At 55.8% G+C, this 15,609-nt stretch carries 11 protein-coding genes and 2 pseudogenes; 9 read left to right on the top strand and 4 right to left on the bottom strand.

Features of this window, described 5'->3' with window-relative positions:
• The first annotated feature begins 101 nt into the window (after positions 1-101).
• The gene (locus IQ241_RS03015) at positions 102-890 is read left to right on the top strand and encodes an exosortase-dependent surface protein XDP2 (RefSeq protein ID WP_193904933.1); all 789 of its coding nucleotides are present in this window, start codon (positions 102-104) and stop codon (positions 888-890) included.
• Between the two features lie 183 nt (positions 891-1,073).
• Here the strand turns inward: IQ241_RS03015 and IQ241_RS03020 are convergent, their stop codons facing one another.
• The 4 genes from IQ241_RS03020 to IQ241_RS03035 all read right to left on the bottom strand — a co-directional run bounded on the left by IQ241_RS03020 (position 1,074) and on the right by IQ241_RS03035 (position 6,089).
• Positions 1,074-1,943: an MBL fold metallo-hydrolase gene (locus IQ241_RS03020; protein ID WP_193904934.1), complete on the bottom strand. Its 870-nt coding sequence runs from the start codon at positions 1,941-1,943 to the stop codon at positions 1,074-1,076.
• A gap of 211 nt (positions 1,944-2,154) precedes the next feature.
• Positions 2,155-3,891, bottom strand: a complete 1,737-nt coding sequence (locus tag IQ241_RS03025; protein WP_193904935.1) for a cation:proton antiporter — start codon at positions 3,889-3,891, stop codon at positions 2,155-2,157.
• An 81-nt stretch (positions 3,892-3,972) separates the two neighbouring features.
• Positions 3,973-4,497 (bottom strand): universal stress protein, encoded by a 525-nt coding sequence (locus tag IQ241_RS03030; RefSeq protein ID WP_193904936.1) that lies wholly within the window; start codon positions 4,495-4,497, stop codon positions 3,973-3,975.
• Positions 4,498-4,697: 200 nt separating this feature from the next.
• Positions 4,698-6,089, bottom strand: coding sequence for an NAD-dependent succinate-semialdehyde dehydrogenase (locus IQ241_RS03035; protein WP_193904937.1), 1,392 nt, complete (start codon positions 6,087-6,089; stop codon positions 4,698-4,700).
• A 263-nt stretch (positions 6,090-6,352) separates the two neighbouring features.
• Here IQ241_RS03035 and IQ241_RS03040 point away from each other — a divergent pair.
• The 8 genes and pseudogenes from IQ241_RS03040 to IQ241_RS03075 all read left to right on the top strand — a co-directional run.
• Positions 6,353-6,496: pseudogene (locus IQ241_RS03040) on the top strand (Uma2 family endonuclease); the annotation flags it as partial.
• A 163-nt stretch (positions 6,497-6,659) separates the two neighbouring features.
• Positions 6,660-7,202, top strand: a complete 543-nt coding sequence (locus IQ241_RS03045) for a DUF6940 family protein (RefSeq protein ID WP_193904938.1) — start codon at positions 6,660-6,662, stop codon at positions 7,200-7,202.
• A gap of 43 nt (positions 7,203-7,245) precedes the next feature.
• A pseudogene (locus IQ241_RS03050) lies at positions 7,246-7,383 on the top strand (ribbon-helix-helix domain-containing protein); the annotation flags it as partial.
• A gap of 597 nt (positions 7,384-7,980) precedes the next feature.
• The gene (locus IQ241_RS03055; RefSeq protein WP_193904940.1) at positions 7,981-9,573 is read left to right on the top strand and encodes a sensor histidine kinase; all 1,593 of its coding nucleotides are present in this window, start codon (positions 7,981-7,983) and stop codon (positions 9,571-9,573) included.
• Positions 9,574-9,657: 84 nt separating this feature from the next.
• A complete protein-coding gene (locus IQ241_RS03060) occupies positions 9,658-11,055 on the top strand; it encodes an ABC transporter substrate-binding protein (protein ID WP_193904941.1) in 1,398 nt (465 codons plus the stop codon).
• A complete protein-coding gene (locus tag IQ241_RS03065; RefSeq protein ID WP_193904942.1) occupies positions 11,052-13,610 on the top strand; it encodes a hybrid sensor histidine kinase/response regulator in 2,559 nt (852 codons plus the stop codon). Before IQ241_RS03060 ends, IQ241_RS03065 begins: the two co-directional genes overlap by 4 nt.
• Complete coding sequence (locus IQ241_RS03070; protein ID WP_193904943.1) at positions 13,603-15,090, top strand: hybrid sensor histidine kinase/response regulator; 1,488 nt, start codon at positions 13,603-13,605, stop codon at positions 15,088-15,090. Before IQ241_RS03065 ends, IQ241_RS03070 begins: the two co-directional genes overlap by 8 nt.
• The gene (locus IQ241_RS03075; protein WP_193904944.1) at positions 15,083-15,454 is read left to right on the top strand and encodes a response regulator; all 372 of its coding nucleotides are present in this window, start codon (positions 15,083-15,085) and stop codon (positions 15,452-15,454) included. The genes IQ241_RS03070 and IQ241_RS03075 overlap by 8 nt, the downstream gene beginning before the upstream one ends.
• The last annotated feature ends 155 nt before the right edge of the window (positions 15,455-15,609 follow it).

Genomic DNA, 15,609 nt, shown 5'->3' on the forward strand with positions numbered 1-15,609 from the left:
TACTTAGTGATCAGGTCGATTGCCAGCGCTGTACATAACGTAAAGCGTAACGTTCAGGAAAACTGTTCATTCATTACGGAATCATTTCAACGAGGAGATCTATGAAGCCACACCAATGGGCTGTGAATATGGGGATGGCGACAGCCGGCCTACTGGCCCTGTCCAGCGCACCTGCGCAGGCTTTTTCTTTCACAACTAATTTAGCCGCCGGGAGCAATGCGCCTAAGGGCAACATTTTCCTGGAATCAGTCAGCTTCGGCGGCACCACCTTCAGCGACTTTACGCTGGTAACCGGCGCCAACATCAGACAGAACGATGAGTACAGGGGTGGAAATACCGGCGCTGCTAGTGCTGATAGAGGTGACACCGCGACCGGGGTCAAGAAGCAAGACCCTACTGAAGCTGATGTCGTCGCGGCTCTGGGGAATCTGAACTTAAACAACATTATCGATACTGAAGATAAAGGTAAATTCACTATCGATCTGTTCTTTGGGAAGGCTGTCAATACCCTATTTCTCTGGGAGCGCGGCCAGAATAGTACTCTCAACGTACAGGCTTTGAACAGTGCTGGCACCCCGGTTGGCACTCTGCTGACGCTCAATAGCAAAGATTGGGACTACGCCGGCTTTGATATTGATACGACCGAGATTGGAAGTGCCCAGCCGGTTGGCTCAATGGGTGTTACCCTGGCCGACCTGGGAGTTACCGGTGCCATCAGCGGTATTCGGACCCAAGCGCTAAGCTCTTACAACGGTCCCGACTTCAAAGTCGTCGGCGGAGACGTGCCTGTTGCAACACCGGAGCCCTCGGCCCTAGTTGGCTTAGGTCTGGCCGCGGGAGCTGTGGTTACCGCTGGTCGGCGTCGGGCTGCTCAATCTGCTGAAGCTTAGAGCAGCACTCATGTTTAGCTACGGTTCAGCCTGGTAAACAGCTATTTTGGTTGTCAGCTGAATCGCAAAAGCCGGTTGTGAATTCACAACCGGCTTTTGGGCTGAAACCCCACCAAGCATCGTGTCCCTTCAATATCTGCCTAGGTCAAAGCGGCACCGCATTTTCCCTAAGCCAACCTATGTTTAGGCTGATTTCATCCAGTCTAAACAGCGCTGCATCTGCGCCTGCATCGTTTGCGGGTCGGCGTGATAGCGGCGTCCGTGACCAGGCAGCACCCATTCGAAGGAATAGTTGGCCAGCTGCCGCATCGACTCGAGCTGCTGCGTCCAGGAGTACCAGCAGTAGCGTCGAAATGCATAGAGCTGCTCTAGCTGCGCCGACCAGGCAAGATGGTCGCCCGTAAACAGAAACTTGTTGTTATACAGCAGCACGGTGTGTCCCTTTGTGTGACCACGCACTGGGAGAATCAGCAGGTCCTCGGCTAGCGAAATAGGCGCATCGCCCGACAGCTGAATTTCAACAGACCGAGTGGCCGGGCTGATATCTGCCTGATGGAGAACCCGATCGCAGCCAAAATGCGCCTGAAATTTGGCATGGTCGGCTACGTCGTCACAGTGGGTCAGGTACATATAGCGAACCCCGCCCAGTGCCTCTAGCTGTTTCACCAACGGCGGCGTAAACCGGGGCGAATCCACCAGCACGTTGCCCTCGGGTCGCTGAATGAAGTAGCTCCCGGCCCCATAGGATTTATCGGAATGGTAACCACAGTGATAGACGCTATCGGCAATCCGCAGCGGCAGCTGCCGCTGCGCCTGCCGAATATCGCTGGGCTTTTCCACCGTGCCAATCGAAGCGGTCGGACAGGACAGCAGCGCCTGAAGCGCCACTACCCGCTCTTCCCCCCGAGGCTGGTGATGCACCGCCGACATGCCATCAGCCCGAGAAAACACCTGCGGTGCCATCCACCGACAGGTATCACAGTCAATACAGGTAGAATCGACATAAAAGTCGCCCTCAACATTCTGCGGACGACGGTCTTTGAGGTGTGCCATAGCTAAAAAAAGTTAGAAGGTAAGGATAGTCAAAATACTGACGATACTGACCAGTCTAGCTCGTTAGCCCGCTAATGCGTACTCACTACGAGTTTGTTTTAGAAAGAATCAACGCATCCATATTCGCTCAATCCAGGCTGCCAATACCGCCCCATCGCCTTTCCTTAACTTGATAACTTTGCTGCGCAGGGCGTGGAAACCAAGCCCCTAACTACTCGTCTGCATTGGGCAAATCAGGTCGAATACTCAAATACCGATCGGTGCGAATCTGCTCAATCACACTGCGAATGTGATTTGGCGCATCTCCCAATGAATGCAGCAAATGAGAACCCAGCTCTAACGCCGCTTCAAACTCAGGCTGGACCACCTCTTGAGCGCCAGACTGTATTAGCAGGTCGAGCTCACGAGTGGTGTGAGCCCGAGCAATGATTTCTAAATCAGGGGCAATCGCCAGGGCGCGCTGGAGCAGTAGCCGAGTGCTGGTCGGGTCAGGCAGCGCGATCGCGAGGGCCTTGGCCGCGTTGAGATCTGCTTTTTCTAGAATCAGCTCTGAGTCAGCATCGCCGAGAATATAGGGGATCTGCTTATGGCGCAGGGTTTGGACAGCTGCCTCATTGTTTTCCAACACCAGTACTGCATAGCCCCGCCGCCGCAAAATTCGGACGATTACCCGACCGACGCGACCATAGCCTGCCACAACGACATGATTTTTTAGCTCTGTCGGCACAGCGAGCTGCTGGGGAGACTCCAGGCGTTTTAGCCAGGGACCGAGCTGGGGCAGCTGATACAGCGCTTCGGTCAGGGGGTCAGCGGCCTTCAGGACCCAGGGCGTCAGCACCAGCGTAATCGCAGTCGTCCCCAGCAGCAGCAGGTAGGTATTTTCCGTAATCAGGCCGACTTCTAGCCCCACCAGCGCCAGCACAAACGAAAATTCACCAATCTGGTTGAGGCCGCAGCTTGTCAACAGCGCCGTGCGGAGGGAATAGCCAAACAGCAGCACTATGGGCAGCACAATCATCGCTTTACCCACCATCACCAGGCTGACCAGACCCAAAATTCGACCCAGGTTTTGGCCCAGGACGCTGGGGTCAACCAGCATCCCAATTGAGACAAAAAACAGGCTAGCAAAGGTATCGCGTAGGGGCAATACTTTCGCCAGGGCATGGTCGGCATATTCAATCTCGGCAATCATCAGCCCAGCGACGAAAGCGCCAATTTCAATCGATAGGCCCAGCCCGGCGGTCAGCAGCGCTACACCCAAACAGAAAGCAATTAAGGTGAGTAGAAACAGCTCGTTACTTTCTGTTCTAGCGATCGCGCGAATCATCCGGGGCACCACCCAGCGCCCGGCCAGGATTGCGAGCACCAAAAATCCGCCGACCTTCAGCAGGGCCGTCAGGATCACCCAATGCAGCTGGCCGGGCTGATCTAAAGTTGGCAAAACCGCCAGCATCAGCCCCAAGGCTAAGTCCTGAGCGATCAGAATAGCTAGCATAATCTGACCGTGTGGGGTGTTGATTTCGCCTCGTTCGGTCAGGGTTTTGAGCACAACAGCAGTGGAAGACAGCGACAGCACAGCACCTAAAAAGAGGCCCTGCCCCCAACCCTGGGCCCAGCCAAAGGCCAGTGTAATCGTAGCCACCAGGGCTGCCGTCAGCCCCATCTGCAGCAGGCTACCCTGGAGCGCGACCCGGCGCACCCGGTTGAGTTCCTCCAGCGAGAACTGGACTCCCAGCGCAAATAGCAGGAAGGCGACGCCAATCTCGGCTAGGGACTGGATCTGCTCAGGGTCATCAAGCAGCCTGAAGCCAAGTGGCCCGACGGCTAAGCCGCTGACCAAGTAGCCAATTAGCACGGGCTGTCGCAGCCGATGGGCAATGTATCCGCCGACCGCAGCAGCTCCTAGAACGACAGACAAATCAAAGATAAAGCTGTGTTCTGCTGCCATGGTCTACGCTGCGCTAGGGAGGTCTTCTCTATTCAAGCGTAGGCCCTTTAGCGTAATTGGGGGAGCTTGACAGGAGTGAGGTCATCCTCTAGCTGCCGCTAAATCCTCAGCACTCTCGGTTTGCTGCGCGATCGCGTCGTCATGAACCACCAGGACTGAGCAGGTCGCATGGTGCATCACATAGCTGCTGACGCTGCCTAAAAACAGCTCTTTGAGTCCCCTGCGACCGCGACTGCCGACAATGACCAGATCGGCATTCCAGGTTTGCGCCAGTTCGCAGATGGCCCGACCGGGATTGCCTAATAGCTGAGTAAACTCAGCCTTGACTCCGGCGGCTGTCGCTCGGTCAGTAAAGCTACGCAGGCGATTCAAGCCGCTCTCTTCGTATTGCTTCCACTCTTTGCGATAGGTTTCCCAGGCAGACTCATTGATGATGGGATAGTAGGCCAGTCCCGGATAGTGGGGCATCATGGGACCGCGGTCGGTCTCAGATAGAACATGCAGCAGCATGACCTGGCTGGTAGGTTGAGCTAGCGACAGCGCCTTTTGAAAGACCAGCTCGCAGGTTTCTGCCTGGTCTAGCGCAACTAAAAGCCGATTGTACATAGGGACCTCCTGAGCGGGCTAAGCGCGATCGCTCCTTCTGATGAACTATACCTAAAGCCTAAATCGACAATCTGAGGAACTTATGAAGCCGCCGCCAAACCACTCTTGAACAGACATCACCTACTATCGCCGACCTATTGCATAGCGAACGATGAGCCCACAGTCACACTTTGACTAGCAGCATCTTGGGGAAAGCGAGCCTATTTGACCCAAACTGTCTTAGTGTTCACAAATTCCAGAATACCGTGTCGGCCTAGCTCGCGGCCATAGCCGGACTCTTTGATGCCGCCGAAGGGCAGTCGTGGGTCGGACTTGACCAGGCCGTTGATGAAGACCGCTCCGGCCTCCAGGGCTTCGATCAGGCGCTGCTGCTCCTGCGGGACTTGGCTCCAGGCGCTAGCGCCCAGGCCGAAGGAGGTGGCGTTGGCCAGCGCGATCGCGCTTTCTAAATCCGGCACGCGAAAGACTAGCGCCACTGGGCCAAAAAACTCTTCTTGGTCAGCGGGTGTCCCCGACGGAATCTGGGTCAGAATCGTCGGCGGATAGAAATTGCCCGGCTGCAGCCGTTCCGGCAGCTGAGCCTGAAGCGCATCGGGATTGCCACCGACCAGAGCCGTCGCGCCCTGGCTCAGGCAGGACCGCACCTGCTGGTCCAGCTCGTGCAAAATGGCAGGCGTTGCCAGCGGTCCAATATCGGTCTCTGGCTCCAGCGGGTCGCCTACCTTGAGTGCTCTGAACCGCTCGGCCAGCCCCCATTCAAAGGCGTCGGCAATCTCTTCTGCCACAATAAAGCGCTTGGCGGCAATGCAGGACTGGCCGTTGTTGATCAGCCGGGCGGTGGCAGCGGTCGCGATCGCGCTGTCCAAATCGGCGCTGGGCATGACCACAAACGGGTCGCTGCCGCCCAGCTCCAGCACGGACTTTTTGATCGACTGCGCCGCTGCCGCTGCGACGCTGGCCCCCGCTGGACCGCTGCCGGTCAGGCTGACGGCCTGCACCCGCTCGTCGGTGATGATCTCAGCCACCTGCCCCGCCGAAATCAGCAGCGTTTGGAAGATGCCTGCGGGGAAGCCCGCCTGTTGGAAAATGTCCGCGATCGCCAAGGCCGACTGGGGCACGTTGGAAGCGTGCTTGAGCAGCACCCCATTCCCTGCCATCAGGGCTGGAGCCGCCGCCCGAAACGCCTGCCAGAAGGGAAAGTTCCAGGGCATGACGGTGAGAATGGTACCCAGCGGCTGATAGTGGATGTAGCTGCGGCCCGCGTCGGTTTCGACAATTTCATCCTGGAGCAGGTCAGCGGCCTGGTCAGCATAGTAGCGGCAGACCCAGGCGCTTTTTTCAACTTCTGCGATCGCGGCCTTGAGCGGCTTGCCCATCTCCAGGGTCATCAGCCGCCCGTACTGCTGCTTTTTCCCATCCAGAATATCTGCCGCCCGGTGTAGCCACTGACTGCGCTGGGCAAACTCGGTCTGACGATACTCGGCCCCAGCCTGGGCCGCTTGGGCTAAGGCTTGCTCAATTTCCGCAGCGCTGAGGGGGGGATAGGCGGCAAATTTTTCACCGGTTGCTGGATTGATGCTGGCTATAGGCATGGTTGACCTCCTGAAGGGTTTCGAGGCCGCTGGCAGCCCGTTGGACTCACGGTATATCTCTACTGTCGCAAGGAATGCATCGGCTTTGGCAGACTTTGTATAGATTGTTTACGTGAGAGAGCGCTGGTTTCAAGAGTGGTAACCCGATGAGCAGCGGTTGCCCTAAAAGCCTAGTGATACTTGGGAAAAGCCGCCAAAAGCAGCTGCAAAATCAGCTAGGCCAGAAGAGCTAAAATCGGAATTGATAAGTAGGTCAAAGTAGCATGGCACAAACGCTAACTCAGTCCAATGCCCCTATTTTGATCGACGGGTTAACCTGGCGAGAATTTCGGGCAGCTGAACAGCTGATCGACCGGCCTGGGGTGCGACTATCTTTTTTAGACGGGATACTAGAAATTCGACGAATGCATTAACATGCCCCGACACGTCGAAGCCGTCAAAGCGTTTGGACAGGCCATATAGACCAGTCATTTAGAATGATAGGCATTGTGAACAATGTTCAGCGTTAAGACAGAGCTTAGAATGAACGGGCGTTGCTGCCGCTATGCAGTCTATCGAGACAGCGCGCCGTTGGTATTTTCTGAAGTACTAAGGCTGTGGCAGAGTGACGATACATTTCGCTCGTTTTTCTTTGAAATCCTGACTGATTCGCCGTTCGTTGCTTATATGTGGGAAACACCGTCCGTTTCTTGTTCCAGCGTTCAGCGGCCGTTTGAGTTTGTTCTGGTCGATGCTCCTGAGCTAGACCGCGCTGCCGAACCTGATGATTTTCAAGACTACTTCAGTCCTGAAGGGCAGGGGATTGTTTCGTTTGAGAATCTAGGCGGAGATGCGCTGATGATTGTTCCGTCTCCACGTACGGCAGAGTCGGCCTACGTTCACCTGGCAAAGTTCGTTCGCGAGGGGCCAACTGAACAGGTTCAGGCGCTGTGGCAGGCGGTAGGTCGAGAAATGCGGTTGCGAATTAGCGATCGCGCCCTCTGGCTGAGCACGTCCGGGGCCGATGTGGCCTGGCTGCACGTCCGAGTAGATTCGCGGCCCAAATACTATGCGTATAAGCCCTACAAGCAAAGCGCACAGGCTGAGCATCACGACAACCCTAGCCGCCAATAGAGCTTTCGGTTAAAGTGATGAGTAGTCGGAATACAAAACTTTTATGAGCCTCAGCCTTACTCCCGACCAGGAACGCTTTATTCAAACCAAGCTCCAGGCTGGGAAATACCGCTCTGCCGAAGAAGTTCTAGAACTTGCTCTGCGGCTCCTAGATGAATACGATCGCTCTGAAGCAGCATGGGCAGGGTAAGCGCAAGAAAATCGTATCCAAAGTATGCATTGGCTTTTGGGCGATGCGGACGTCGCTGGAAGCCCCATTTTTCCGTACTCGACTTTCTCAATAGCTTTACCCTGTTGACATAGACGCAGTCATTTTTCTCAATAAGGCAGTCTTTATTGATTCTTGCGCTTACCCTGATATTCCCTCTTCGATAAACCAATAGAAATATTCATTAACAGAATTGATAATGGGTGGAACCCTACTACTTCATGTACGTTTGATATATCGATTCTAATTTTCTCTAAAGATCTTCTTGTTATTCTGTCATTTGGGGATGAAGACTAGAATCTAGAGAAGCAGAGAAACGGGTTTAAACCTATGAATTCATGCGCCGGATGACGTTCAGCCCGGTGTGACTCACTTTCGGTAGGTTCCGTTCGCTCGAACCCTACTTTGTCAGCCTGCCCAATATGTTGCCGTCACGGTCGATCACTGTGGCTAATAGCTTAGCGACTGGTCACAGCTGACAAGCGTGCTGACAGCGTCACAACTTCCCGAGTTCTTCTCGATTGGGAGATAGGGTGAACTGATAGAACCTGCCCTGAGAGCAGAAGCCCCATGCCGGACAATGCCCCATTAAAAACTGACGCTTTAGCTAATCGCTATGACTGCCATGATGCGCTGCGGCGGCTGGTCGCGCTGTCTACGATACAGACAGATAGCGCTTTCTTTCCGGCCTGTGTGCAGTCCCTAGCCGAAGTTTTGCGGGTGGGCTATTCGTTTATTTTGGAATTTACCGATGTGGAGCGGACGCGGCTGCGATCGCGTTCCTTCTGGGCCAACGGCAGCCTAGCCGCCAACGTTGAGCTAGCCCGAGCCGACGTTCCCTGCCCGACTAACGTCAGGCAGCTTTGTTTTTACCGCGATCGCTTTTTGGAGCATTTTCCCGAATGGCAGTCGGTCTTCCCAGAGGCCGTCAGCTATCTGGCAGTACCCTTAGCGACGGTGGCAGGCGAGCCCCTGGGCTATCTGGCGATTGCTGACACTCAGCCCATGGTTGAGGACGAGCCGCGAGCAATGATTTTGCAGCTGGTTGCAACGCAGGTGGCGTCTGAGCTGGAGCGGCAGCTGATGGCGCGATCGCTTCAGGCCGCCAGGGCGGAAGCGGAGGCGGCGAATCGGGCAAAAACCGCCTTTCTAGCCAGCATCAGCCATGAGCTGCGAACCCCCCTGAATGCGATCATTGGCTTTACTCAGCTGTTGGAGGGCGGTACAAATCTCTTTCCCCAGCAGCGGCAGCAGCTCGGCATCATCCACCGCAGCGGCAGCCAGCTTTCAAGCTTGGTCAACGGCGTGCTGGAAATGACGAGACTAGAAGCGGGGCAGGCGGTTCTAGAGCCGCGACCGTTCGACCTCTATCGGCTCCTGCAGCGGCTGTACGAAAAATTTTACCTGCGGGCGAGTGAAAAAAGACTGCCGCTTCAGTTTTGCCCAGCGCCTGACCTGCCCCAGTATCTGGAAGGCGACGAAGAAAAGCTACAGCAGGTACTGATTCAGCTGATTGGGAATGCAATCAAATTTACTCAAACGGGCGGGATCTGGGTCAATATTGGCGCAACGCTTCAGGCTAAGGCGCCCGGCTATACCCTGCGATTCGAGGTTCAGGATACCGGCCCGGGCATCCCAACGGCAGAGCATCAGAGCATTTTTCAGCCCTTCGCCCAGACCACGAACGGCCTTCAGCTTGGCGGCACGGGGCTAGGGTTGGCCATGAGCCGTCAGTATGTGCAGCTGATGGGCGGCAGCCTGGAGGTGGCCAGTGAGCCGGGGGCTGGGGCCTGCTTTAGCTTTAGCCTGACCGCCGCCCCGGCGACGCCGATAGCCGTACTGGCCAGTCAGCAGACCATGCGCCTGGTGCAGCCGCTGGCGACAAACCCAATTGGGGCTACGGTTGAGGAGCTGAGCTGTATGTCTGAGACGTGGCGGTTAGCCCTGTGGCAGGCGGCAGTACAGGTCGATAGCGAGCAGATTTTAGCCTTGCTAATGCAGATTCCACCAGAGCAGTCGGCCTTAGCAGACCGGCTCCGAACGCTGACTTTACAGTTTCGCTTCGATGAAATTTTGGAACTGATAGCAGAAGACGAGCCCTATGACTCTTATGACTCCTATGACTTAGACGAGCCCTTTCCCCCCTTCGACCCGTTTGATTAGCAGCTTAGAGAAACCTTACATTTTCGCCGCTATTTCAGCCCTTCCGATATTCTGACCTTATATAGAAACTTCCCCTATTCAAAAATGCTGAAACGTCACGTCCTGAACCTACTTCGGTCTCGCTTGATCCGCTATGCGCTGCTGAGCAGTTTGGTCAGCCTGATTGCGCTGGCCTGCTCCCAGGGAACGATTTCAGAAACTGCCGTCGAACCCGATGCCGCTTCCCGAGAGGAGCTGGTCATTCTGTGGGACAAAGGCTACGTGATTGAGGAAGACGAGGCAATCGAAGCCGTCGTGCGCGATTGGCAAAACCAGTCCGGGCTGGCCGTCGATCTCTCATTTTATAATTCTGGTGAAATTGCGCCGAAGACGCTGCGGGCTTCCCAGGCCGGAGCGCCGCCGGATATTCTGTTTGCGGCTAAGTCGGTTTACCCGGTGACGGACTGGCAGGGGAAGCTAGCCGACGTGAGTGAGGTGGTGGATGGGATGCGCGATCTCTACACCGCCGACGCCCTGCAGGCCGCCAAAATCTACGGCAGCACCGAACCGAATGACTACGGCGTGCCGCTTAGTCAGTCCACCACCCATATTTTCTACTGGAAAGACCTTTTGCAGGAAGCCGGCTATACCCCCGCTGATATTCCGACGGACTGGGACGGCTTCTGGAATTTTTGGAAAACGGTGCAGGACCAGCTGCGGCCCCAGTATCCAGACCTCTATAGCATCGGTCTGCCCTACTCGGCAGTGGCTACCGACACCTACCAGATTTTTGAGCAGGTGCTCGAAGCCTACGACGTCGAGATGCTAGACGAGCAGGGCCAGCTCCAGGTCGATCGGCCCGAGGTGCGTCAGGGCATTGTCCAGTCCCTGGACTGGTATCTTCAGTTCTATCGCGAGGGCTACGCGCCGCCCGATGCCGCCAGTTGGTCTGACCCAGAGAACAATCGCCATCTGCTCAACCGCAACTTGGTGATGACGCCCAATCCGACCTTGTCGATTCCAGCAGCGGTGCGTAACGATCAGGAGCTGTATACCCAGCGGCTCGGCACGATTGAGTTTCCCCAGAAGCCCAGCGGCAACCCCATGCCGCATCTGGTCATTGTACGGCAGGCAATTGTGTTTGAAGATTCTCCCAATCAGGCCGCAGCCAAAGATTTTCTGGCCTACCTGATCCAGCCTGAGGTGCTGAATAGTTTCTTGAAAACGTCCTACGGTCGCTTTATGCCAGTAACCCAGCAGTTTGGCGCTGATGAATTTTGGAGCGACCCTCAGGATCCACATATTTCGACCGTGACCGAAACCCTCGATCGGGGCCTCACTCGCTCCTTTTACAACACGCTAAACCCGGCCTATGGCGTCGTCATGGAAGAAAATATCTGGGGCCAGGTGATTCAGGAAATGGCGGCAAACAATCTGTCTGCCGAAGCCGCAGCCGACCAGGCAATCGACCAAATTCAGGCCATCTTTGAGCAAGCATCATGAAGCTCCGACAGCTCACCTTTACCACGCGAATTGCCAGCTCGTTTTTACTGTTGGCGCTACTAGCCGTCTCTACGGTAGGCGGCGTGGCCTTTTGGAATGCTCGGCGGGCGCTGGAGAAGGCGGCCTACAGCCGCCTGAACGTGACCGCGACGCTGAAAGAGAAAGAAATCAGCCGCTGGCTAGAATCCTGTGAAGAAGATTTTCTCCTCATCACGACCTTCCCCACCGTCCAGGCTAATTTACAAAAGCTGTTGAATAGTGAACCGGATTCACCGGCATACAAAGCCGCCGAGCGCGAACTCAACCAGTACCTGGGCGAGATTGCCGAGGTAAAACCCAAATTCACCGAAATCTCAGTCCAAAGCCGCAGCAATCAGATCGTGCTCTCGACCGATCCTGCCCAAGAAGGCAAATATGTGATTGCAACAAATCTGACCTACATCGAAGAAGTTGTGTCGGGAGACGAGTTCGCCCCCGTTTTTTATGTCTCTCCAGAAACTGGTAAGCCAGCAATTACCTATGCTGCACCGGTCCGGGATAGTCGTGGCCAGCGCCAGGGCGTGATTTTAGCCGATTTAAATCTGAAGCGCATTGACGACATTGTGAAGGAAGAAAACGGCCTCGACCAGACCAGTGAGACCTACGTGATCGGCTCTCTTGCTAACAAAACAGCGTTTATCTCTCGCAGCAGTACCGATCTTCAGAACTTTCCTGATGGCCCTCAGAGTCCCGGTATTCAAGCCGCACTACAGGGACAAAGCGGCCGTGGCCTCTATGACAACTACCTAGGCAGGCCCGTCATCGGCGTCTATCACTGGCTGACCGAGCAGGATATTGCGCTACTGGTCGAGATGGAGCAGTCGGAAGCCTTTGAACCAGCCCGGCGGCTGGCTTTGGCTCTGATGCTGGTCGGATTTGCCTGTGCAGGGGTGCTGCTGATTGGCGTGAACCGGCTGGCTCGGCAGCTGGGACTTTCTCGCAAACAGCTGGAAAATTACAGCCGCAAGCTAGAGAAAACGGCCAAAGTCGCCAATGCCGCCAACCGCTCTAAGAGCGAATTCTTAGCCAACATGAGCCACGAGCTGCGGACGCCGCTCAACGCGATTCTCGGCTTTACTCAGCTGATGTCCCGCACGGCGGGGACTACGGCAGTCCAACAAGACTACTTGGGCATCATCAGCCGCAGCGGCGAGCATTTGCTCAATCTGATCAACGATGTGCTTTCCATGTCAAAAATTGAAGCCGGTCGGACTACCCTCGACCCAACCCGCTTTGACCTCTATCATCTGCTCACGACCCTGGAGGAGATGCTGCGGATCAAGGCCGAAGCGAAGGGAATTCACCTGTATTTTAAGATTTCTCCTGAGGTTCCTCAGGCAGTTAAAACCGACGAAGGCAAGCTGCGTCAGGTGCTGGTCAATCTTTTGGGGAATGCTATCAAGTTCACACAGGCGGGCAGCGTGACACTAATGGTAGAGGCAGCCGAGCCTGTTAATTCAGTTAATGAAACAACCAACGGCTCAGCTGACGTTTCGGTCTGGCTGCGCTTCAAGATTCAAGATACTGGCCCCGGTATCGATACTGGCGAACTCGACCATCTATTCGACCCCTTCTTTCAAGCAGCGAAAACGCGCACGACCCATCAGGGCACAGGGCTAGGACTTGCTATTAGTCAGCGGTTTGTCAAGCTGATGGGCGGCCAGATCGAGGTCCAGAGTGCTGCTGGCGAGGGCGCGGCCTTTAGCTTCAGCATTCCGGTGCAGCCGACTGAGGCAGTCAGGCCGTCCCAGCCCGCCGACCGCCGCGTCGTTGGGCTGATGCCCGGCCAGCCGGAATATCGGATTCTGGTGGTGGATGACGCGATCGCGAGTCGCCGCCTGCTAAACGAACTGCTCAGCCCTATCGGCTTCAGCGTCCGCACTGCCACCAATGGCCGCGCTGCCCTCAGCCTGCACAAATCCTGGCATCCTCACCTGATCTGGATGGACATGCGCATGCCAATCATGGACGGCTACGAAGCCACCCGCCAAATCCGCTCCCTTCCCACCTATCCGTCCACCCCTAACGCCTCCGGCAACACTGCGCGAACATCCCATCACCCCATCACCCCATTACCCCATCACCCTCCAACCATCATCGCCCTCACCGCCAGCGCCTTCGAAGAAGACCGCGCCGCCGTCATCGCCTGTGGCTGTGATGACTTTGTCCGCAAACCGTTTCAGGAACAGGTCATTTTCGACAAAATGGCCAAGCATCTGGGTGTTCAGTACCGCTATGAAACAATCGTGAATGCGGCTACCCATCCTGCTTCAGAGTCGAGTCCGCATTCAGCATCAGGCCCATCCGTAGAATCAGTCGATCTCTCGGTCATGCCAGCCGACTGGATTAAGCAGCTCCATACCGCCGCCGTCCAGGTCGATGCTGAAAAACTGCTGCTGCTGATTCAGCAAATTCCAACTGAGTACAGCGTTCTGTCTCAAGCCCTGAAACAGCTGATTCACAACTATGGCTTCGACGAAATTATTGACCTCACTGCCGCCACCCACTATGTCTAACTCTGCCAAGGCCGATATTCTCGTCATCGACGATACGCCAGAGAATCTGCATTTGCTCTCGTCGATGCTGACCGAACGCGGCTATAAAGTTCGCAGCGTCACCAAGGGTCTGACCGGCCTGCGGGGGGCTCAGGCCGCGCCGCCCGACCTGGTTTTGCTCGATATCAACATGCCCCAGATGAATGGCTACGAGGTCTGTCAGCAGCTCAAGGCGAATGCTGTCACGCGCGAGATACCCGTCATTTTTATCAGTGCCCTGGGGGACGTTCCCGACAAGGTGCAAGCCTTTAGCGTCGGCGGTGTGGACTTTATCACCAAGCCGTTTCAAGTGGAGGAAGTCCATGCAAGAATTGAAAATCATCTCTCGCTGCGGCGACTACAGCAGCAGCTCCAGGCCCAAAATCTTCAGCTCCAGCGCGAAATAGACGAGCGTAAGCGGGCTGAGGAGAAGTTTAGCAAAGCGTTTCTGGCCAGCCCCAGCCCGATTGCAATTACCACGCTGGCAGAAAATCGATTTGTCGATGTTAATCCCTGCTTTCTGCGCATGACCGGCTACGATCGCGACCAGGTGATCGACCACACTGCCGACCAGCTTCAGCTTTGGCTAGCCCCACACAGCTATGACCAGGCGCTACAGCAGCTGTCGCAAACCGGCGCTCTGCACAATCACGAATTTGACTGCCGCACCCACAGCGGTGAGCAGCGGACGGTTCTGCTTTGTCTGGAGCAGATTACCCTCGAAGGCCAGCCCTGCGCCCTGAATATGCTTAACGACATTACCGAGCGCAAGCGGCTGGAAAACGAGTTTATCTCGGTGGTCAGCCATGAGCTGCGCACTCCAATGCATTCGCTGATTGGGGCGCTGGATCTACTCAGCACCGGCCAGCTCGGTCAGCTCAGCGACCAGGGCCGCCAGATTCTCTCGATGGCAACCTCGAATACCGAGCGCCTGATTCGCCTGGTCAACGACATTCTCGACCTAGAACGGCTCAAGTCGGGCAAGCTAACGCTGAAAAAAGTCTCCTGCGACGTGGCCGATTTGCTCACCCAGGCCGCTGCCGCCATGCAGCCCATGGCCAACGAGGTGCAGGTCAAGCTCCAGGTTGAGCCGATTGCGGCTCAGGTCTATGCGGACTGCGATCGCATTCTCCAAACGCTGACCAATCTACTCAGCAACGCCATCAAGTTCTCGCCCGCTCATACCACGGTCCGCCTGACTGCCCGAGTTGACCGTCCTAATCTGCTCATCCAGGTGCAGGATCAGGGTCGCGGCATCCCTGCTAGCAATCTTGAAACCATCTTTGAGCGCTTTCAGCAGGTCGATGCCAGCGACGCTCGTAAAAAAGACGGCACCGGTCTCGGCCTAGCTATCTGTCGTAATATCGTGCAGCAGCACGGCGGCCAAATTTGGGCCGAAAGTCAGATGGGTCGGGGCAGCACGTTTACGGTTTCACTACCGCTGGAGGCAGCCCATGAGTAAGACCCTTTTGCTCGTAGATGATGAGGCCGATGCCAGAGCGATCGCAACCCTCGCCCTCAATCTAAAAACCGACTGGACCATCCTCCAAGCCGGTTCTGGCCAAGAAGCGCTGAACATCTCAGCGGAGCAGTCGCCCGACCTGATTTTGCTGGACATGATGATGCCCGAGATGGATGGTCGTACAACGCTGAAAAAGCTCAAGGCCGATCCCAAAACTCAGACAATCCCGGTCATCCTTGTAACAGCCAAGGTACAGCCGCTAGCTCAGTCTCAGATTGATCCGGCAGATGTGGTAACGGTCTTTGTTAAGCCATTTCGGCCCCTAGAGCTAGCTGACGAAATTCGGGCTGCGCTGAATTGGTAGGAGATACGGCTAGGTCAATAGCGTCACTTCTTAGATAATTGCCTAGTTCAGGTAAGCGGCTGTATCTGCCTCTGGTACTAGTTTCGCTCCAGAGCTAGCAGACTCAGCGGTTGTATCTAGCCTTTGACACCACGGGATTTTGAGAGCGCTACCGC

This window comes from Vasconcelosia minhoensis LEGE 07310 (assembly GCF_015207255.1).
Taxonomy (GTDB): domain Bacteria; phylum Cyanobacteriota; class Cyanobacteriia; order Phormidesmidales; family Phormidesmidaceae; genus Vasconcelosia; species Vasconcelosia minhoensis.

What these genes read in the sequence shown, in the direction of transcription:
- IQ241_RS03060 (WP_193904941.1), top strand. Translation starts at nt 9,658, where the DNA reads ATGCTGAAACGTCACGTCCTGAACCTACTTCGGTCTCGCTTGATCCGC.
- IQ241_RS03035 (WP_193904937.1), bottom strand. Translation starts at nt 6,089, where the DNA reads ATGCCTATAGCCAGCATCAATCCAGCAACCGGTGAAAAATTTGCCGCC.
- IQ241_RS03055 (WP_193904940.1), top strand. Translation starts at nt 7,981, where the DNA reads ATGCCGGACAATGCCCCATTAAAAACTGACGCTTTAGCTAATCGCTAT.
- IQ241_RS03015 (WP_193904933.1), top strand. Translation starts at nt 102, where the DNA reads ATGAAGCCACACCAATGGGCTGTGAATATGGGGATGGCGACAGCCGGC.
- IQ241_RS03020 (WP_193904934.1), bottom strand. Translation starts at nt 1,943, where the DNA reads ATGGCACACCTCAAAGACCGTCGTCCGCAGAATGTTGAGGGCGACTTT.
- IQ241_RS03030 (WP_193904936.1), bottom strand. Translation starts at nt 4,497, where the DNA reads ATGTACAATCGGCTTTTAGTTGCGCTAGACCAGGCAGAAACCTGCGAG.
- IQ241_RS03065 (WP_193904942.1), top strand. Translation starts at nt 11,052, where the DNA reads ATGAAGCTCCGACAGCTCACCTTTACCACGCGAATTGCCAGCTCGTTT.
- IQ241_RS03075 (WP_193904944.1), top strand. Translation starts at nt 15,083, where the DNA reads ATGAGTAAGACCCTTTTGCTCGTAGATGATGAGGCCGATGCCAGAGCG.
- IQ241_RS03025 (WP_193904935.1), bottom strand. Translation starts at nt 3,891, where the DNA reads ATGGCAGCAGAACACAGCTTTATCTTTGATTTGTCTGTCGTTCTAGGA.
- IQ241_RS03070 (WP_193904943.1), top strand. Translation starts at nt 13,603, where the DNA reads ATGTCTAACTCTGCCAAGGCCGATATTCTCGTCATCGACGATACGCCA.